Source organism: Streptomyces sp. NPDC003691 (assembly GCF_053981115.1).
The window spans coordinates 1-20994 of record NZ_JBSFNQ010000063.1 but is presented as its reverse complement, the minus strand read 5'-3'; the positions used below and the strand labels follow the sequence as shown (position 1 = coordinate 20994).

At 72.9% G+C, this 20994-nt stretch carries 5 protein-coding genes; 3 read left to right on the top strand and 2 right to left on the bottom strand.

The features are described from left to right. Positions 1–8 precede the first annotated feature (8 nt). Together ACWDR0_RS25340 and ACWDR0_RS25335 are read right to left on the bottom strand one after the other, a co-directional pair. The gene (locus ACWDR0_RS25340; RefSeq protein WP_456354060.1) at positions 9–5624 is read right to left on the bottom strand and encodes a type I polyketide synthase; all 5616 of its coding nucleotides are present in this window, start codon (positions 5622–5624) and stop codon (positions 9–11) included. A gap of 20 nt (positions 5625–5644) precedes the next feature. Continuing rightward, positions 5645–17347, bottom strand: a complete 11703-nt coding sequence (locus ACWDR0_RS25335) for a type I polyketide synthase (RefSeq protein WP_456354059.1) — start codon at positions 17345–17347, stop codon at positions 5645–5647. Between the two features lie 418 nt (positions 17348–17765). On the opposite strand from ACWDR0_RS25335, the gene ACWDR0_RS25330 reads away from it, so the two are divergent. From ACWDR0_RS25330 to ACWDR0_RS25320, 3 genes are all read left to right on the top strand, one after another. Next, entirely contained in the window at positions 17766–18311 is a 546-nt protein-coding gene (locus tag ACWDR0_RS25330; protein WP_456354058.1) for a PH domain-containing protein, read from the top strand. Beyond that, complete coding sequence (locus ACWDR0_RS25325) at positions 18308–19948, top strand: PH domain-containing protein (RefSeq protein ID WP_456354057.1); 1641 nt, start codon at positions 18308–18310, stop codon at positions 19946–19948. Before ACWDR0_RS25330 ends, ACWDR0_RS25325 begins: the two co-directional genes overlap by 4 nt. A 160-nt stretch (positions 19949–20108) precedes the next feature. Continuing rightward, entirely contained in the window at positions 20109–20873 is a 765-nt protein-coding gene (locus ACWDR0_RS25320) for a thioesterase II family protein (RefSeq protein WP_456354056.1), read from the top strand. Positions 20874–20994 lie beyond the last annotated feature (121 nt).

Genomic DNA, 20994 nt, shown 5'->3' with positions numbered 1-20994 from the left:
CTCCATACTCACGATTCGGTTCCGTCCAGGGCCAGTTGGACGAGGTCGGCGAGGTCCATCGCGTCGATGTCGGCGCTGTCCTCGGCCGGGGCCGGGGTGGCGGGCCGGGCGGTTTCGGCCAGGGCCAGCAGGGGTGTCAGCAGACCCGCCGCGCGGATCCTGGAGACCGGCAGGGAGGCGAGCACCGTACGCAGGTGCTCGTCGTCCTCCCGCTCCGCTTCGCCGGGCGAGAGCCGGGCCGCGAGTTCGGCGGCGACGGCTTCCGGGGTCGGGTGGTCGAAGACCAGTGTCGCGGGCAGCTTCAGCCCGGTGGCCGCGTTGAGCCGGTTGCGGAGCTGTACGGCGATGATGGAATCGAGGCCCAGTTCGGTGAAGACCCGGGTGGGCTCGACGGATTCGGGTCCCGGGTAGCCGAGTACGGCGGCCACCTGGGCGCGGACGAGGCCGACCAGGGTCTCCCGGCTCGCGCCGGCCAGGGCGCGGGCTTCGCTCTCCGCCCGCCCCGGTTCGCGCCGGGGGGTGCGGAAGAGCTTGGACAGCACGGCCGGGAGGGTGCCCGCCCTGGCCTGTCCGCGCAGGGCCGCCGGGTCCAGCCGGACGGGCAGCAGCACGGTTTCCCCGGCGGTCAGGGCCGCGTCGAAGAGGGCCAGCCCCTCGGCGGTGGTCAGCGGGGCCACCCCGGACCGGGCGGTGCGCCGGAGGGCCGCTTCGCCGAGCCGGCCGCCCATGCCCTCGGCTTCGGACCACAGTCCCCAGGCGAGGGAGGTGGCGGGCAGTCCTTCGGCGCGGCGGCGGACGGCGACCGCTTCCATGGCGGCGTTGGCCGCGGTGTAGCTGCCCTGTCCGACTCCGCTGAGCCGTCCGGCGATCGACGAGTACAGGACGAACGCGTCGAGCCCCCGGTCGCGGGTGAGTTCGTGCAGGTGGACGGCCGCGTCGGCCTTGGGGGCGAGGACGCGGTCGAGCTGTTCGGCGGTGAGTCCGGTGATGACGCTGTCGTCGAGGACGGCCGCGGTGTGCACCACGGCGGTCAGTGCGGGGATGCCGTCGAGGAGGGCCCGGAGCTGTTCCCGGTCGGAGACGTCGCATGCGGGTACGGCGACCTCGGCGCCCCGGGCGCGCAGCTCGTCGGCGAGCGCGGCCAGCGGCGGGTGCACCCCGCCGCGGCGGCTCGCCAGAACGAGACCGCCGACTCCGTGGACGTTCACCAGATGCCGGGCGACGGCCATGCCGAGTCCGCCACCGGCTCCGGTGATCAGTACGGTGCCGGTGAGCCGCACCGGTTCGGCGGGGTACGGGGCTCCGGAGTCAGGGGTTCCACCGGTCGGGACTCCGGTGTCCGCGGTCCCACCGGCCGGGGTTCCACCGGCCGGGGTTCCGGTGACGCGGCCGAGCCGGGGGGCGACGATCGTGTCCTCCCGCAGGGCCAGCTCCGGTTCGCCGGAGCGGAGCGCGGCGGGCAGGGCGCGCCACGGGATATCGCCCGCGGTGTCCTCGATGTCGAGCAGCACGATCCGGTCGGGGTGCTCCTGCTGGGCGGCCCTGACCAGGCCCCACGCGGCGGACTGCGCGGGGTCGTGGCTCGCGCCGCGGCCGGTGACGACCAGCTTGGCGTCGCTGAACCGCTTGTCGGCCAGCCACTGCCGGACGGTGGCGAGGACGGTGGTCACGGGGGTCCTGGCCACTCCGGACAGTTCAGCGGCGGACGTCTCGCCGGACGTCGCGGCGGGCGCCTCGGCGGGCGTCTCGGCGGACGCGTCGGGGATCGGCAGGAAGACCGTGTCGGGCACGGTGGCGGGGTCGGTGGGGTCAGTGGCAGCGGCGAGTTCGGCAAGCCCGGCGTGGCGGGCCACCGGCACACCGGCCGACTCCAGCAGGGTGCCGGCCTTCCCGTCGTCGGGCCCGAGCACCGCCCACTGTCCGGCCGGTGCCGCTACGGGCTCCGCGGCCGCGTCGAGGGTGGTCCAGTCGATGCGGTAGAGGGACTCCAGGGCACCGGTGCCCGCCGCGGCGACCGGGCGCAGCAGCAGCGATTCGACGGTGGCGACGGGCATGCCGGTCGCGTCGGCGACGAACAGCGACACCGCGTCGTCGCCCGCGGGCGAGAGACGGACCCGGAGGCCCCCGTCGCGCCGGGAGTGCAGCCGGGCGCCGGACCACAGGAACGGCATCCGGGTAGTGCCGTCCTCGCCGCCGTCGGCGGCGAGGGTGTTCAGCGCGGCGGCGAGCAGCACGGGGTGCAGGCTGTAACCGGCGTTCCCGGCGGGGCCGGACGGTACGGAGGACACGGCGGTGGCGGGTTCGGCGATCTCGGCGAACAGGTCGTCGCCGCGCCGCCAGGCTGCGTGCAGCCCGCGGAAGGCGGGCCCGTAGTCGACGCCCTGGTCCGCCAGCCGCTCGTAGAGGCCGTCGACCGGCAGGGGTTCGGCGTCCGCGGGCGGCCAGACGGCCAGCCCGGCCGCGGAGGTGGGGTCGGCGAGCGGGCCGCCGGAGGCCAGGGTGCCGCCGCAGCGGCGGATCCAGTCCGTATCGTCCTCGGTACGCGAGTACAGGGCGAGAGGGCGGCGCCCGGCGGAATCGGCGGCGCCGACGGTGACCTGGATCCGGACCCCGCCGTGCTCGGGCAGCACCAGCGGGCTCTCCAGAGTCAGCTCCTCGACGAGGTCGCAGCCCGTCACTCCGCCCGCGTGCAGGGCGAGATCGAGCAGCACGGTGCCGGGCAGCAGGGCCGTACCCCCGACGATGTGCTCGGCCAGCCAGGGCTGGGCGGACGGCTGGAGCCGGCCGGTGAGGACGACGGCGCCGTCGCTGTCGGCCGGGGTGATCACCGCGCCCAGCAGGGGATGCCCGGTCGCTTCGAGTCCGAGGGCGCCGAGATCCCCCGTCCCGGCGGGGGTCGGGTCGAGCCAGTAGCGCTCGCGCTGGAAGGCGTAGGTGGGGAGGGCGGTACGGCGGCCCTCGGGGAACAGCCGCTGCCAGTCGACACCGACACCGTGGGTCCAGGCTTCGGCGAGGGAGGCGAGCAGGCGCTCGGGTCCGCCGTCGTTGCGGCGCAGGGTACCGACCGTGACCGCGTCCGAGCCCAGGTCGTCAATGGTCTCCTGGACCCCAACGACGAGGACCGGGTGCGCGGAGGACTCCACGAACACGCCGTGACCGTCGGCCAGGAGCGCCCGTACGACATCCTCGAAACGCACCGTGCGCCGCAGGTTCTCGTACCAGTACTCCGCATCCAGACCCGACGTATCAATACGGGCCCCGGTCAGAGCGGAGTAGTACGGCACCGAGCAGGAGCGCGGAGCCACGGGGCCCAGGGCGCTCAGCACCTCGTCCCGGATCACCTCGACATGCGCGGAGTGCGAGGCGTAGTCCACGGCGATGCGCCGGGCCCGTACACCCTCTGCCTCGCAGGCGGCGAGGAGCGCGTCCAGACCGGCCGTATCGCCGGACACGACCACGCTGTTGGGCCCGTTGACCGCGGCAATGGAGACACCGTCGAATCCGCTGACGCGCTTCTCCACATCGGTGATGGACAGCGGGACGGACACCATCCCGCCGCGGCCCGCCAGCTTGATGATCGCCCGACTGCGCAGCGCGACAACCCGGGCGCCGTCCTCCAGCGACAGACCACCCGCCACCACAGCAGCCGCGATCTCACCCTGGGAATGACCCACCACCGCGGCAGGCTCCACACCACACGACCGCCACACAGCGGCCAGCGACACCATCACCGCCCACAGCACCGGCTGCACCACATCGACCCGCTTCAAGGCCTCCTCATCACCGAGGACCGCCTCAAGCTCCCAGTCGACAAACGGCTTCAACGCCTCACCACAAGCCGTCATGGACTCACGGAAGGAAGGAGAGGTCTCCCACAGCCCCGCAGCCATCCCCACCCACTGCGAACCCTGCCCCGGGAACACGAACACCGGCTTCCCCGCACCCGGCACCACCGAACCCGAGACCACCGCACCCGACGGCTGTCCCGCCGCCAGTGCCGCCAGTCCCTCGCCCCAGAACACCGCCCGGTGCTCGAACACCGACCGCGACGCGAGCGTCGTACCGACGTCGGCCGCGGGCAGCCCCGCGACCGCCGGTGCCAGGCGTCCGGCCTGCTCCCGTACGGCCTCCGCCGAACGGCCCGACAGCACCCACGGCACCACCCCGGCCGACAGTGCCAGGGGCGAGACGCCCGTTGCGGCCTCCGCCGGCTCGTCCTCCTCCGGCGCCTGCTCCAGCACCAGGTGCGAGATCGTCCCGGCGCCGCCGAAGGAGGAGACCCCGGCCCGCCGGGGCCGCCCCGTCTCGGGCCACGGGCGTGCCTCGGCCAGCAGTTCCACCGCGCCGGTCGTCCAGTCCACATGCGGGCTGGGCTCGTCGATGTGCAGGGTCCTGGGCAGCACTCCGTGCCGCAGCGCCAGGACCGCCTTGATGACGCCCGCGATACCGGAAGCGCCCTGCGTGTGGCCGATGTTGGACTTGATGGAGCCCAGCCAGAGCGGGCGGCCCTCGGAGCGCTCCTGGCCGTAGGTCGCGAGGAGCGCCTCGGCCTCGATGGGGTCGCCCAGCGTCGTACCCGTGCCGTGCGCCTCGACGGCGTCCACATCGGCCGCGGTCAGCCCGGCGTCGGACAGCGCCTGCCGGATGACCCGCTGCTGGGCCAGGCCGTTGGGCGCGGTCAGGCCGTTCGACGCGCCGTCCTGGCCGATCGCGGTGCCGCGGATCACGGCGAGCACGGGGTGCCCGTTGCGGCGGGCGTCGGAGAGCCGCTCCACGAGGAGTACGCCGATGCCCTCGCCCCAGCCGGTGCCGTCGGCGGCGGCGGCGAACGGCTTGCACCGGCCGTCGTCGGAGAGCGCCCGCATCCGGCTGAAGTCGATGAACCCGGCGGGGGTGGCGTTGATCGCGGCGCCGCCGATCAGGGCGAGCGAGCACTCGCCGGAGCGCAGTGCGCGGATCGCGGTGTGGACCGCGACCGAGGAGGAGGAGCAGGCGGTGTCCATGCTGACCGCGGGGCCTTCGAAGCCGAAGGCGTACGAGATCCGGCCGGACGCGGCTGCCGCCAGTCCCCCCATCGTGAGGTGTCCGCCGACGGACTCGGGCATCGCGCTGCCGCCCGCTCCGTAGTAGGCGTCGGAGCCGTAGCCCTGGTAGTAGGTGCCGACGTAGACACCGGTATCGCTGCCCCGCAGGCCCGCCGGGTCGATACCGGCTCCTTCGAGCGCCTCCCAGGAGGTTTCCAGCAGCAGCCGGTGCTGGGGGTCCATCGCCAGCGCTTCGCGGGGCGAGATGCCGAAGAAGCCCGCGTCGAACTCGCCGACGCCGTCCAGGAACGAGCCGCCCGCGGCGGTGGACGTGCCGGGGTGGTCCGGGTCGGGGTGGACCAGGTTCCCGACGTCCCAGCCGCGGTCGGCGGGGAATCCGCTGACCGTGTCCACCTCGTCGACCAGCAGCCGCCACAGGTCGTCGGGCGTGCGGACGCCACCGGGGAACCGGCATGCCATGCCGACGACCGCGACGGGCTCGCGACCCCGGTCCTCCAGCTCACGCAGGCGCCGGCGGGTCTGGCGCAGGTCCGCCGTGGCCCGCTTGAGGTAGTCGCGGAGTTTGGCCTCGTTCTCCATGTGTGCTCGGCTCCTCACCGTCACGCAATTCCGAGCTCGTCGTCGAGCAACTCGAACAGTTCGTCGTCGGATGCCGACTCCAGGTCGTCGCCGCGGGCGTCCGCCGTCCCGATCCCGGCCAGCAGGTCCCGCAGCCGGGCGCCGATCTCGGCCCGGAGCCGCTCGTCCATGGGCTCGCGGAGCCCGGCCTCCATCCGGTCCAGGTCGGCGAGGAGCCGCTCCTCCACCGGTGCTTCGGCGGGCTTCAGCTCGCCGTGCAGATGGGCGGCGAGCGCCGTCGGCGACGGATGGTCGAACACGATCGTCGGGCGCAGCCTCAGTCCGGTGGCGGTGTTGAGGCGGTTCCGGAGTTCGACGGCGGTCAGCGAGTCGAAGCCCAGCTCCTTCAGTGCCCGGTCCGGCTCCACGGAGGCCGTGGTGGCGTGCCCGAGCACGGCGGCGGCGTGGGAGCGGACCAGTTCCACCAGGAGGTTCAGCCCCTCGGCGGCCGGCAGCTCCGCCAGCCGCCCGGCCAGTCCGCCCGTACCATCCCCCGACTCGGCGGCTCCGGCGGTTCCGTGGGGCGCGGCGGCCGCTTCGGGTCCGGTGCCGGACAGTTCACGGACTTCGGGCAGGTCGGCGATGAGCGGACGGTGCCGCGCCAGGGTGAAGAGGGGGGCGAACCTGGCCCAGTCGATATCGGCGACCACAATCGCGGTCTCGTCGCGGTCCAGGACCGCCCGCAGGGCCGACAGGGCGAGCTCCGGGTCCATGGCGGGGATCCCGCGCCGGTGCAGCAGTTCCCCGGTCTCGCCGGCGGCCATACCGCCGTCCCAGGTGCCCCAGGCCACGGAGGTCGCGGTCAGCCCGCGGGCGCGGCGCCGGTGGGCGAGTGCGTCCAGATGGGCGTTGGCCGGGCCGTAGGCGGCGAGTCCGCTGCTGCCCCAGACACCGGCCCCGGAGGAGAACATCACAAAGGCGTCCAGTTCCCGGTCGCCGAGGAGTTCGTCGAGGTTGACGGCGCCCAGCACCTTGGCCCGGGCGGCCTCGGCGAGTTCCGCGGGCCCGGTCTCCGCCAGGGGGGCGATGGGGGCCGTCCCGGCGGCGTGGACGACGGCCGTGAGGTCGGGCAGCTTCTCCAGCAGGGCGCCCAGGGCCTCCCGGTCCGCGGTGTCGCACGCTTCGACCGTCACCTCGGCACCGAGGTCCCGCAGGTCCGCGGCGAGTTCACCGGCGCCGGGGGCGTCCGGGCCGCCGCGGCTGACGAGTACCAGATGTGCGGCTCCGTCGGCGGCCAGCCAGCGGGCGACCCGGCCGCCGAGCGCACCCGTGCCGCCGGTCACCAGGACCGTGCCGCGGGGCCGCCACTCGCGGACAGGGGCCGAGGCGTCGAGGGGCGCGCGGACCAGCCGCCTGCCGAGGATCCCGTCGGCCGCCACGGCGACCTGGTCCTCGTCACCGGTGAGTACGGCCGCGAACCGGGCGCCGGTACGGTCGTCGAGGCCGGCCGCCAGGTCGACAAGGCCGCCCCAGCGCTCGGCGTGCTCCAGTCCGGCGACCCGGCCGAGCGCCCAGACCTGCGCCTGCACGGGGTCGTCACGGTCGGTGGTGACGATCCACAGGGGCGCGCGGGCCGCCTGGGCCAGAGCAAGGGTGTCGGCGACGGCGCGCGGTACGACGGGCTGTCCGGCGTGGTGTCCCCCGGCGAGTGCCAGCAGCGAGATCACCCCGCGGGCGCCGTCGTCGTCCAGGGCGAGGGCGAGCGTCCCGGCCGGGGTGCCGGGGTCGACGGTGACCGCGACGCAGGTCCCGCCGTGTCCGGTGACGGTACGCCGGACGAAGCGGGTGGTCTCGTGGTCCTCGTGACCGGCGGGTACGGCAAGCAGCCAGGTACCGGCCAGCTCGGCCCGGGCGGGCTCGGGCAGCGGCTTCCAGTCGACGCGGTAGCGCCAGGAGTCGAGGGCGGCGCGGCGGGTGCGGCCCTCCCGCCAGCCGAGGACGGCCTGCCGGGCACCGTCGTCGATGGCGAGTTCGCCGCTTTCGACGGCATCCCAGAAGGCGTTGTCGGCGGTGGCGGGGGCCGGGTCGAGCCAGTAGCGCTCGCGCTGGAAGGCGTAGGTGGGGAGGGCTGTACGGCGTCCCTCGGGGAACAGCCGCTGCCAGTCGACACCGACGCCATGGGTCCAGGCTTCGGCAAGGGAGGCGAGCAGCCGCTCGGGTCCGCCGTCGTTGCGGCGCAGGGTACCGACCGTGACCGCGTCCGAGCCCAGGTCGTCAATGGTCTCCTGAACCCCGACGACCAGGACGGGGTGCGCGGAGGACTCGACGAACACACCGTGACCGTCGGCCAGGAGCGCCCGTACCGCATCCTCGAAACGCACCGTACGCCGCAGGTTCTCGTACCAGTACTCCGCATCCAGACCCGACGTATCAATACGGCTCCCGGTCAGAGCGGAGTAGTACGGCACCGAGCAGGAGCGCGGAGCCGCGGGGCCCAGGGCAGTCAGGACCTCGTCGCGGATCACCTCGACATGCGCGGAGTGCGAGGCGTAGTCCACGGCGATGCGCCGGGCCCGTACACCCTCCGCCTCGCAGGCGGCGAGGAGCGCGTCCAGACCGGCCGTATCACCCGACACGACCACACTGTTCGGCCCGTTGACCGCGGCGACGGACACGCCCTCGAAGCGGGCCACCCGCTCTTCGACCTCGGTGAAGGACAACGGGACGGACACCATCCCGCCCAGACCCGCCAGCTTGATGATCGCCCGACTGCGCAGGGCCACGACCCGGGCGCCGTCCTCCAGCGACAGACCACCCGCCACCACCGCAGCCGCGATCTCACCCTGGGAATGCCCCACCACCGCGGCGGGCTCCACCCCACACGACCGCCACACAGCGGCCAGCGACACCATCACGGCCCACAACACCGGCTGGACCACATCGACCCGCTTCAGGGCCTCCTCGTCACCGAGGACCGCCTCAAGCTCCCAGTCGACAAACGGCTTCAACGCCTCACCACAAGCCGTCATCGACTCCCGGAACGCGGGAGACGACTCCCACAGCCCCGCAGCCATCCCCACCCACTGCGAACCCTGCCCCGGGAACACGAACACCGGCTTTCCGGAACCGGAAACGGTGCCGTGCACTACACCGGTGGTCTCCGCGCCGTCGGCCAGCGCCCGCAGCTTCCCGGCCAGGTCCCCGGCGTCCGCGCCGACGACCACCGCCCGGTGGTCGTGCGTGGCCCGCAGGGCCGTGAGCGAGTGCGCGATGTCCGTGAGCCCGGCACCCGAGCCGACCGTGGACATCAGCCGTCGTGCCTGGTCCCGCAGCGCGGCTCCGCCACGGGCGGAGAGCACCAGCGGTACCGGGCCTATCAGCGGGGCCACAGCCGGGGTCTTCTCGGCGGACCCCTCGGCCGCGGGCCCCTCGGGTCCGGTCTCGGGTCCCGGCAACGGGTTCCCGGGGGCCTCTTCGAGAATCAGATGCGCGTTCGTTCCGCTGACGCCGAAGGCAGAAACGCCTGCCCTGCGGGGCCGTGCCACCTCCCACGGCCGTGCCTCGGTGAGGAGTTCCACCGCGCCCGCCGTCCAGTCCACATGCGGCGACGGCTCGTCGATGTGCAGGGTCCGCGGCAGTACGCCGTTCCGCATCGCCATGACCATCTTGATGACACCCGCGACACCGGCCGCCGCCTGGGCATGACCGATCTGGGACTTGAGCGAGCCCAGCCGGAGCGGCCGGTCCTCCGGCCGGTCCTGGCCGTAGGTGGCGAGCAGGGCCTGCGCCTCGATGGGGTCACCCAGTGCCGTGCCGGTGCCGTGCGCCTCGACGGCGTCGACATCGGCCGCCGCCAGACCGGCGTTGGCCAGGGCCTGGCGGATCACCCGCTGCTGGGCGAGGCCGTTGGGCGCGGTCAGGCCGTTCGACGCGCCGTCCTGGTTGACCGCGCTGCCGCGGATGACCGCCAGTACGGGGTGCCCGTTGCGGCGCGCGTCCGACAGCTTCTCCAGCACCAGGACGCCCACGCCCTCGGCCCACGCGGTGCCGTCGGCCGCGGCGGCGAACGGCTTGCACCGGCCGTCCGCGGCAAGCCCGCGCTGCCGCGAGAACTCGACGAACGGTCCCGGCACGGGCATCACGGTCACACCGCCGACGAGCGCGAGGGAGCACTCGCCGGAGCGCAGCGAACGGGCCGCGTAGTGCGTGGCCACCAGCGACGACGAGCACGCCGTGTCGACCGTGAGCGCGGGGCCTTCGAAGTTGTAGGTGTAGGAGAGCCGGCCGGACGCCACGCTGGTGGTCGTGCCGGTCAGCAGATAGCCCGCCAGCGCGGCCGGGGCCTCGTGGAGGCGCGGCCCGTACTGCTGCGGGGAGATTCCGACGAAGACGCCGGTACGGCTGCCGCGCAGCGACGCCGGGTCGAGACCGGCGTGCTCGAACGCCTCCCACGACGTCTCCAGCAGCAACCGCTGCTGCGGATCCATCGCCAGCGCCTCACGCGGCGAAATACCGAAGAACTCCGCATCGAACTCCGCCGCGTCGTAAAGGAAACCACCCTCACGCGCATACGTCGTCCCCGCCCGATCCGGATCCGGATGATAAAGCTCCCCCAGATCCCACCCACGGTCCGACGGAAACCCACCAATGGCATCCCGCTCCCCCGCCACCAGCTCCCACAAATCCTCCGCCGAACGCACCCCACCCGGAAGCCGGCAAGCCATCGCCACAATCGCCACCGGCTCACCGTCCTCGGAGCCCGATTCGGAGCCGGAGCCGGAAGCGGTGACGGCGGCCGCGCCGAGGGCCTTGCCCGTGGTGCCGAGTGCCTGTTCGCGCAGGAAGGACGCGAAGGCCATCGGAGTCGGGTGGTCGAAGACGGCGCTGGGGAGCAGCCGGAGTCCGGCCGCGGTGGCCAGCCGTCCGGTCAGTTCGACCGCGGCCAGCGAGTCGAATCCCAGGTCGCGGAAGCTGCGTTCCGCGGGGATCGCGTCGGCGGCGCCGTGTCCCAGGACCGCGGCGGCGTGTTCGCGGACCAGGCCGAGCAGCAGAGCGTGCCGCTCCGCCTCGGGCAGCCCCGCGAGCCGTCCGGCGAGTCCGGCCGGGTCCCCGCCGGACGCGGTGTCCGCCGCCGCGGGGCCGGGCCCGGCCGGGGCGAAGGCGGACAGCAGCCTGCTGGGGCGGGCGGTGGTGAACGCGGGCAGGAAGCGTTCCCATACGACATCGGCCACGGTGACCGCGGACTCCCCGGCCGCCAGTGCCCGGCCCAGCGCGGTGATCGCGAGTCCGGGCTCGAACGGCGGCAGTCCCATCCGCTGCCAGCGGTCGGTTCCGGCGATATCGGCGGCCATTCCGGCGCCCTGCCAGGCACCCCACGCGACGGTCGTGGCGGGCAGACCCTGCGCCCGGCGGTGGGCGGCGAGTGCGTCGAGTACGGCGTTGGCGGCACCGTAGGCGCCCTGTCCGCCGCTGCCCCAGATGCCCGCGCCCGAGGAGAACATCACAAAGGCCGACAGCTCGCGGTCGCGGGTCAGTTCATGGAGGTACCAGGCGGTGTCCGCCTTCGGTGCCAGTACGGCATCGATGCGCTCAGCGGTGAGTTCCGCGATCGGGCCCGTGTCGGAGACGCCCGCGGCATGGACGACGACGCCCAGGTCGGGGATCCCGTCGACGAGCCGGGCCAGGGCTTCGCGGTCGGTGGTGTCGCAGGCGGCAAAGGTCACGGTGGAGCCGAGTTCGGCGGCCAGCTCCGCCGCGCCCGGCGCGTCCGCGCCCCGTCTGCCGACGAGCACGACGCGCTCGGCGCCCTCGGCGGCCAGCCAGCGGGCGACATGCGCGCCGAGCGCGCCCGTACCGCCGGTCACCAGGGCGGTACCGCTCGGGCTCCAGGCGCCCGGCCGGGGCGCACCCGCCCGGGCGAGACGTCTGCCGTACGTTCCCGTGCTCCGGATGGACACCTGGTCCTCGTCGCCCGCGAGGGCGGCGAGGAGACGGCTGAGCGTCCGGGCGTCCACGGGGCCTTCGATATCGACCAGACCGCCCCACCGGCGGGGGTGTTCGACGGCGGCGCCGAGGCCGAGGCCCCAGACGGCGGCCTTACGGGGCTCGGCCGCCCAGGCTCCGTGGGTGAGACACCAGATGCGCGCGCCGGACGTGTCACGCAGCAGGCCGGTGACGGTCGCGGGCTCGGGGTCGACGGCCAGTACCGCCGTGACGCCGTCCCCGGGCGCGGTGACGACGCGGGCGCCGGCCGCGGCGAGCGCGGCGGCGTACGGTCCGGGCTCGCCGACAACGAGCCAGGTGCCGGACAGCGGTGCGGCGGGCCGCTCCTCGACCGGCTGCCACAACACCTTGTAGCGGAGGGCGTCCGCTTCGTCGGCCACGGGCCGGGGGGCCGGGTTCAGCCAGTAGCGCTGCCGCTGGAAGGCGTAGGTGGGCAGGTCGGTGCGGCGGGCGCCGGTGCCCGTGAAGAACGCGGACCAGTCGACGGGGGTGCCGGTGGTGTGGAGGCGGGCCAGCGCGGTGACCACGGACTCGGCTTCGGGGCGGTCGCGCCGCAGCAGCGGGACGCCGCCGTCGGCGAGGGCGGAGAGGATGCTGTCCGGGCCGATCTCCAGGAAGGACGTCACACCTTCCGTACGGAGCTGCTCCAGGGCGTCGTGGAAACGGACCGCGTCCCGGACGTGCCGTACCCAGTACTCGGCGTCGACCTGGACGGGCTGACCGGCGATCGGTACATCGGCAGGTGCGTACGAGAGCCCTTCGGCGACCGTGCGGAACTCGTCCAGCATGGGGTCCATCAGGTGCGAGTGAAAGGCGTGGCTGACGCGCAGGCGCTTGTTCTTCCACCGCGAGGCGATCGCGAGAACCGCGTCCTGGTCACCCGACAGCACGATCGCCCGGGGGCCGTTGACCGCCGCGATGTCCACGCCCTCTGTGAGATACGGGCGTACGTCCTCTTCCGAGGCCTCGACGGCGACCATCGCGCCACCCTCGGGCAGGGCCTGCATCAGGCGGCCGCGGGTGGCCACCAGGGTGCACGCGTCGTCCAGGGACAGCACTCCGGCGATATGGGCCGCCGCGATCTCGCCGACGGAGTGGCCCGCCAGGAAGTCGGGGCGGACGCCCCAGGACTCCACCAGCCGGTACAGCGCCACCTCGACCGCGAACAGCGCGGCCTGGGTGAACTCGGTCCGGTTCAGCCGGTCGGCATCATCACCGAAAACCACGTCCTTCAGCGGCAGCTCGAACCGGTCGCAGACGGCGTCGAAGGCCCCCGCGTACACCGGGTACGTGTCGTACAACTCCCGGCCCATACCGAGCCGCTGGCTGCCCTGACCGCTGAACAGGAACGCCAGCCGCCCCGGCACCGCAGTGCCCTGTACGACACCCGCCGACGACACCCCATCGGCCAGCGCCCGCAGCCCGGACCGGACCTCCTCCGAATCCCGGCCCACCACCACAGCCCGCTGCTCCAGCGCGGCCCGCGACACCGCCGCCGAAAACGCCAGATCCGCAAGCGGCGCATCCACCCCCAGCAGCCGCTCCGCCTGCTCCCGCAAGGCCGCTGTACTGCCCGCCGACACCACCATGGGAACCATCGGCGGCACCACCGGCTCCGCACGCTCGCTCTCGGCCCGAGGCACTTCCTCGATGATGGCGTGGGCGTTGGTGCCACTGATACCGAAGGAGGAGACGGCGGCTCGGCGCGGACCCTCAGCCGTCCAGTCCCGTGCCTCCGTCAGGAGTTCCACCGCACCCGCCGACCAGTCCACATGCGACGAGGGCTTGTCGACATGCAGCGTCTTGGGCAGCACGCCGTGCCGCATCGCCATCACCATCTTGATGACACCCGCGACACCGGCCGCCGCCTGCGTGTGGCCGATATTGGACTTCAGCGAGCCCAGGCGGAGCGGCCGGTCCTGGGAGCGGTCCTGGCCGTAGGTGGCGATAAGAGCCTGTGCCTCGATGGGGTCACCCAGCGCCGTACCCGTGCCATGGGCTTCCACGACATCGACATCGGCCGTCGCCAGACCGGCGTTCGCCAGGGCCTGGCGGATCACCCGCTGCTGCGAAGGCCCGTTCGGCGCGGTCAGACCGTTCGACGCACCGTCCTGATTCACCGCGGAGCCGCGTACAACCGCCAGCACCTGGTGACCGTTGCGGCGCGCGTCCGACAGCTTCTCCAGCACCAGGACGCCCACACCCTCGGCCCACGCCGTGCCGTCCGCGGACTCGGCGAACGCCTTGCACCGGCCGTCGGCCGCGAGACCGCGCTGCCGCGAGAATTCGACCAGCAGCCCCGGGGTGGCCATGACCGCCATCCCGGCGGCCAGCGCCATCGCGCACTCTCCCCGGCGCAGCGCCTGGACCGCGTAGTGCAGTGCCACCAGCGAAGACGAGCACGCCGTGTCCACCGTGACGGCCGGGCCCTCGAAGCCGAAGGTGTACGCCAGCCGGCCGGAGGCCACGGAGGCCGTCGTACCGGTCAGCAGATAGCCGCCCAGTGTGTCGGGGGCGTCCTGCAACCGGGGGCCGTACTCCTGCGACATGGCACCGACGAAGACGCCGGTACGGCTGCCGCGCAGCGACGCCGGGTCGAGACCGGCGTGCTCGAACGCCTCCCACGACGTCTCCAGCAGCAACCGCTGCTGCGGATCCATCGCCAGCGCCTCACGCGGTGAAATACCGAAGAACTCCGCATCGAACTCCGCCGCGTCGTAAAGGAAACCACCCTCACGCGCATACGTCGTCCCCGCCCGATCCGGATCCGGGTGATAAAGCTCCCCCAGATCCCAGCCACGGTCCGACGGAAACCCACCAATGGCATCCCGCTCCCCCGCCACCAACTCCCACAAATCCTCCGCCGAACGCACCCCACCCGGAAGCCGGCAAGCCATCGCCACAATCGCCACCGGCTCATCGGCACCGGCCGGCGTCTCGGGTTCCGGCGCGGGCTCCGCGGCGGATTCACCGCCGCGGGCGGCGAGCAGTTCGGCGACGGCCTCGGGGGTGGGGTGGTCGAAGATCAGGGAGGACGGCAGGCGCAGTGCGCGCACGGGGTCGAGGAGTCCGCAGAGGTCGACGCCCATGAGGGACGTGAAACCGAGGCTGCGGAAGGTCTTGCCGGTGGGAACGGCGGCCGGGCTTTCGACTCCGAGGACCTCGGCGGTCCTGGCACGGACGAGTTCGAGGGCTTCGCGCCGGGACAGGCGCTGAGCGGCGGTCTCACGGGGCCGCGACGGAACGGGCGCGGAGTCGAACCAGTAGCGCTCGCGCTGGAAGGCGTAGGTGGGCAGGTCGACGCGGCGGGCGCCGGTGCCCGCGAAGAACGCGGCCCAGTCGACGGGGGTGCCGGTGGTGTGGAGGCGGGCCAGCGCGGTGACCGCGGACCCGGCCTCGGGGCGGTCGCGCCGCAGCAGCGGGACACCGCCGTCGGCGAGGACCGACAGGATGCCGTCGGGGCCGATCTCCAGGAAGGACGTGACACCTTCCGTACGGAGCTGCTCCAGGGCGTCGTGGAAACGGACCGCGTCCCGGACATGGCGTACCCAGTACTCGGCATCAACTTGGACGGGCTGACCGGCGATGGGCACAGCGGTCGGCTTGTACGACAGGGATTCCGCGACCGTGCGGAACTCGGCCAGCATCGGGTCCATCAGATGCGAGTGGAAGGCGTGGCTGACCCGCAGGCGCTTGTTCTTCCACAGCCCGGCCAGCGCGAGAACCGCGTCCTCGTCACCCGACAGGACCAGCGAACGCGGCCCGTTGACCGCCGCGATATCCACACCGCCGTTTTCGGTGAGGTGCGGGTGTACCTCCTCCTCCGAGGCTTCCACGGCGACCATCGCGCCGCCCTCGGGGAGTGCCTGCATCAGCCTGCCGCGAGCGGCCACCAGCGTGCACGCGTCCTCCAGCGACAACACCCCGGCCACGTGCGCGGCCGCGATCTCACCCACCGAATGACCCGCCAGGAAGTCCGGCCGCACACCCCACGACTCCACCAGCCGGAACAACGCCACCTCGACCGCGAACAACGCCGCCTGCGTGAACTCCGTACGGTTCAGCCTCTCGGCGCCTTCACCGAACACCACATCCCTCAGCGGCAGCTCGAACCGCTCACACACCGCATCGAAAGCCCCCGCGTACACCGGGAAGGTTTCGTACAACTCCCGGCCCATCCCCAGCCGCTGACTCCCCTGACCGCTGAACAGGAACGCCAGCCGCCCCTGCCCGGCCGTGCCGCGCACCGCTCCCGACCGGCCCTCGGCCAGCGCCGACAGCTCCGCGACCAGCTCCTCCCGGTCCGCCACCGTCAGCACCGCACGGTGCTCCAGCGCCGACCGCGTCGTCCCCAGCGAATAGGCGAGGTCCAGCAGCCCGGCACCGGAAGCCACCGGCTCCAGCAACCGCGACGCCTGAGCCCGCAGACCCTCCGCCGAACCCGCCGACACCACCACCGGAACCACCGGCAACACCACCCGCGCCACCACCGGCTCCGACTGCACCGACTGCACCGAGTCCGCCGGGACCGAGGAGAGCACCACATGGCAGTTGGTGCCGCCGACGCCGAACGAGGACACGCCCGCCACCAGGGGTGCGTCCGGCTCGCCCCAGGGGGTGGGTTCGGTCACGACGGTCAGGTTCAGCTCGGCGAGCGGTACCCCGGGGGTCTTGTGGTTCAGCGTGGCGGGAAGCATCCGGTGGTGGATGGCGAGCACCGTCTTGATGAGGCCGGTGATGCCCGCGGCGCCTTCGGTGTGGCCGACGTTGGTCTTGGCCGAGCCGACCGGAAGCGGCGCACTGCGCCGGTTGCCCAGGGCCGCGCCGAGGGCGGCGGCCTCGACGGCGTCCCCCGCCTTGGTGCCGGTGCCGTGCAGTTCGACGTACTGCACCTCGTCGGGGGTGACTCCGGCCCGCTCGTGGGCGAGACGGATGACGTCTTCCTGTGCCGACTGCTGCGGCGCGCCGATGCTCTCGCCGCCGCCGTCGTTGTTGACCGCGCTGCCGCGGATCACGGCCAGCACCCGGTCGCCGTCGGCGCGCGCCGCGTCCAGGGTCTTCAGAACGACGACACCGCCGCCCTCGCCGCGGACATAGCCGTTGGCGCGGGCGTCGAAGGTGTAGCAGAGACCGTCCGGGGAGAGTCCGCCGAAGCGGGCCGGGGCCGCCGTGCTCTGGGGGGCGAGGATCAGATTGACGCCGCCCGCCAGGGCGAGGGCGGACTCGCCGCTGCGCAGGCTCTCGACGGCCTGGTGGACGGCGACCAGCGAGGACGACTGTCCGGAGTCGACGGTCAGGCTGGGGCCGCGCAGGCCGAAGGTGTAGGAGACGCGGTTGGCGATGACGCCGCGCTGGAGGCCGGTGAGGCTGTGGGCGTTGAGGGCGGTGGAGCCGTGGCGGTGGGCGAGACCGGCGTAGTCGTCCCAGATCGCGCCCATGAAGACTCCGGTCCGGCTGCCCGCGAGGCTCTCCGGTGCGGTCCCGGTGGATTCCAGGGCCTCCCAGGCCAGTTCGAGGACGAGTCGCTGCTGCGGGTCCATGGCCATGGCCTCGCGCGCGGAGATCCCGAAGAAGGCCGGGTCGAAACGGTCCACGCCGGACAGAAAGCCGCCCCGGGCAGCGGGCGCGGCGGAGTCCCAGCGGTCGGCGGGCGCGTCGCCGATGGCGCTCGTACCGTCGCGGAGCAGGGCCCAGTAGCCGGCGGGGTCGGGGGCGGACGGCAACCGGCACGCCACCCCCACGACCGCGATGGTGCACCCAGCTCCCGACCACGCCTCAACTGGCGATACGTGAGCCACTGGGACCTCCGTTCGAAGGGTGGTTTTCTCGCGGCTCCGGCATCCGCCGTGCTATGCGACCGACTCGCACGCTACGAGCCGCCCCAGTCCCGGCCAACCCCTAGCCGTCCCCCTATACGCCCTAGTCAGAGGGGCATTGCCGCCGGTGGGAGCCCCAACTGGGGTCCGCCGCAACGAAGATCGAAACCTGGGCCGCGGGGCAAGGAGGACAGGGGTGCCGTGATAGGTGTGATAGCCATATGCGAGCCCGCTCCACCGCCGGGGAAGGCCTCTGTGACGGTCCGTGCGCCGCACGGGTCTGCCGTTCCGCGGTGGAGTCCCCCCAATCGCCCGACCGTTCGACCTGTTCCCGGAGCTGACGATGGCCGAATCCGCGACGACCGAATCCCCCTCACCACCCGCCGGCGGCCCTTCAGGGGTCCGGCTGGAACTGCGCCCGCCCAGTCATACGGTGGACCGGCGGTCGATCGGCTGGTGGGCCGTACAGGCGCTGGTGACCGTGCTCCCGCCGGTGCTGATCCTGGTTCTGCTCGGGGTGCTGATCACCCCGGCCCGCTTCTGGCTGCTGTTCTCGGCGGCCGTCATCGGGGTGCCGGGCCTGCTGTACACGGCCGTCATGCCGTTCTGGCGCTACCGCGTGCACCGCTGGGAGACCACCGGCGACGCGGTCTTCACCCGGGCGGGCTGGGTATGGCAGCAGTGGCGGATCGCGCCCCTGTCCCGGATCCAGACGGTCGACACCGTACGCGGTCCCATCCAGCAGATGTTCGGCCTGGCCACGCTGATCGTCACCACCGCGTCCGCCGCCGGGGCGGTGCGGATCGACGGTCTGGCGCATGAGCAGGCCCGTGATCTGGCGGAGGAGCTGACCCTGATCACCCAGGCCACCCCCGGGGACGCGACATGAGCGCCCCGGGCCGGGCCGACCTCCCGGACGCTCCCGAGAGCACGGCCGGGCAGGACGAACCGAGCGAGAACGGCGAACGCGGCGAGCGGGACGAGCAGCGGGAAACCGCGGTACCGGCCACGGGCGGCGAACCCCCCTGGCGGAAACTGAACCCCCGGATCATCGGCGCGACCGGTACCTGGTGCGGACTGATCGTCGTGACCGCCGCCGCGGTGATGTGGTGGCGCAACGCGCCCTGGTGGCTGCATGTCTCGGTGCCGGTACCCGTGCTCGCCGTCGTGGTGTACGAGGCGTTCCGCTGGTTCAAGACCAGCTACCGGCTCACCCCGGAGAAGCTGGAGCTGCGGACCGGTGTCCTGATCCGCAGTCATCGCTCCATCCCGCGCCACCGGGTCCGCAGCGTCGATATTTCGGCCAATCCGGTGCACCGGATGTTCCGGATCTCGGCCCTCAAGGTCGGCACCGGGCACCGGGTCAGTGCCACGGACAACTCCGTGCTCGTCCTGGACGCGCTGGACGTCCGGGACTCGGAGGTACTGCGCCGGGACCTGGTACGCCGTACTGCACTCGCCGCCGAGGACCGGGACACTCTGGCCGTGATCGACTGGAAGTGGCTGCGGTTCGCCCCCCTCTCGGTGTGGGCGCTGGTCCTGGGGTTGAGCGCGGTGGGCGGCACGTACGAGGTGCTGGACATCGTCGGCGCCGAGCCCGACACCGTACTGATCCCGCAGTTGTTCTCCTGGCTGAGCACGGTCGACCTGCTGCCCGTGATCACCGCGGGTGTTCTCGGTGTGCTGCTGGTGGGGGCCGTCGGTTCACTCGGCCTCTATGTGGAGATGTGGTGGGACTTCCGGCTGCTGCGGGAGCCCAACGGTGCGCTGCGGGCGGCCCGCGGGCTCTTCGTCACCCGGTCGGTGACCCTGGAGGAGGAGCGGCTGCGCGGGGTGGAGATCGCCGAGCCGCTGCTGCTGCGCTGGGGCGGCGGCGCGTACACCTATGCGGTGGCGACCGGGTCGGGCACGGTCGAGGAGGAGGTCAGCATCTACAACACCAGTGCGCTGCTGCCCCCGGCCCCGATCGCGGACGCGCACCGGGTGGCCGCGGCGGTGCTGCGCGAGGAGGAGGACCCGACGGCCGCCGTACGGCTGGTACCGCACACCCGGCACGCGCTGTCGCGACGGCTCCGGTGGGCGTTCTTCATCGGTACCGGCCTGGGGGGCCTGCTGGTCTTCCTGGGGGTGCTGCTGACGGACGTGCTGATCCACATCGGCTGGATCACGGCGCTGGTGGTGTATGTCGCGGGGGCGCTGTTCGCGTTCGACGCGGCCCGGAATCTCGGGCACGGCATCACCGGCCGCTATCTGGTCACCCGGCACGGTTCCATGAAGCGGCGGACGATCGCGCTGCGCCGGGACGGGGTGATCGGCTGGAAGGTCACCCAGTGGGCGTGGCACCGGCGTTCGGGCCTCTGCAAGGTCACCGCCACCACGGCGGGCGGCCGGGGCGCGTACGACGTGAAGGACGTGCTGATGCCGGAGGGCCTGCGCTTCGCCGACGAGGCGGTGCCGGGGCTGCTGGACGGCTTCGCCGTCAAGGGGGGCGGCACGCAGGGGGCCACGCCGGAGGGTACTTCTTAGGGGAAGGCAGGGGTTGTCGGGGCGGTTGCGTGCCTGGCAGTTTGGGGAGAGGGGGGTGTTCAGCGATCTCTTCCCCCCGCGGGGGCGGCGCCGGACCGGCGCCGTCCACGGCGCGCACTCCGCCGCGGGGCGGACGCAGAGCGAAAGGACCTCCTCGACCATGTCCTCCACCTCCGACCTCTGGGTGCGGCGTTACCACCCTGCGCCGGACGCGCGGACCCGTCTGCTCTGTCTGCCGCACGCCGGCGGGTCGGCCAGCTACTTCTTCCCGGTGTCCCGGGCGCTGTCGCCGAAGACCGATGTCATCGCGATCCAGTACCCGGGCCGTCAGGACCGGCTCGCCGAGCCCGGTATCGGGACGATCGAGGAGCTGGCCGATGTCGTCGTCCAGGCGGTACTGCCCTGGACGGACCGGCCGCTGGCCGTGTTCGGCCACAGCATGGGCGCCTCGCTGAGCTACGAGGTCGCGCTGCGGCTGGAGGCCGCGGGCGTGGTGCCGACGGGTGTGTTCGTGTCCGGCCGGCGGGCACCGTCCCGGTTCCGTGCGGAGACCGTGCACCAGCGGGACGACGACGGGCTGATAGCCGAGATCAAAGCGCTGAGCGGCACCAACACCTCGCTCCTGGGCGACGAGGAGGTGCTGCGGATGATCCTTCCGGCGATCCGCAACGACTACCGGGCCGCGGAGACCTACAACCCCGGTCCGGGGCGTGAGCTGACCTGCCCGGTGACGGCGCTGATCGGCGACTCCGACCCCAAGTCGACCATCGAGGAGGCCCGGGCCTGGGAGGAGCACACGAAGGGCGCCTTCGACTTCCGGGTCTTCCCCGGCGGGCACTTCTACCTCAACGACTGCGTGCCGCAGATCCTCGCGCTCATCGGTGAGCATCTGGACGCCTACCAGGCGGGCGGCTCCGCGCACTGACCCCCCACGGGACGGCGGCGGCCGGATGCCTGAGGAAGGGCAGACGATGCACTCCACCACCACTCCCCGCCGCGACGGGCCCGTCCCCATGGGGCCGGAGGCGAAGCGCCGGTTGACCCAC

Excerpts from the sequence above, each read along its gene's own strand:
- ACWDR0_RS25320 (WP_456354056.1), top strand. The coding sequence starts at position 20,109 with ATGTCCTCCACCTCCGACCTCTGGGTGCGGCGTTACCACCCTGCGCCG.
- ACWDR0_RS25340 (WP_456354060.1), bottom strand. The coding sequence starts at position 5,624 with ATGGAGAACGAGGCCAAACTCCGCGACTACCTCAAGCGGGCCACGGCG.
- ACWDR0_RS25330 (WP_456354058.1), top strand. The coding sequence starts at position 17,766 with ATGGCCGAATCCGCGACGACCGAATCCCCCTCACCACCCGCCGGCGGC.
- ACWDR0_RS25325 (WP_456354057.1), top strand. The coding sequence starts at position 18,308 with ATGAGCGCCCCGGGCCGGGCCGACCTCCCGGACGCTCCCGAGAGCACG.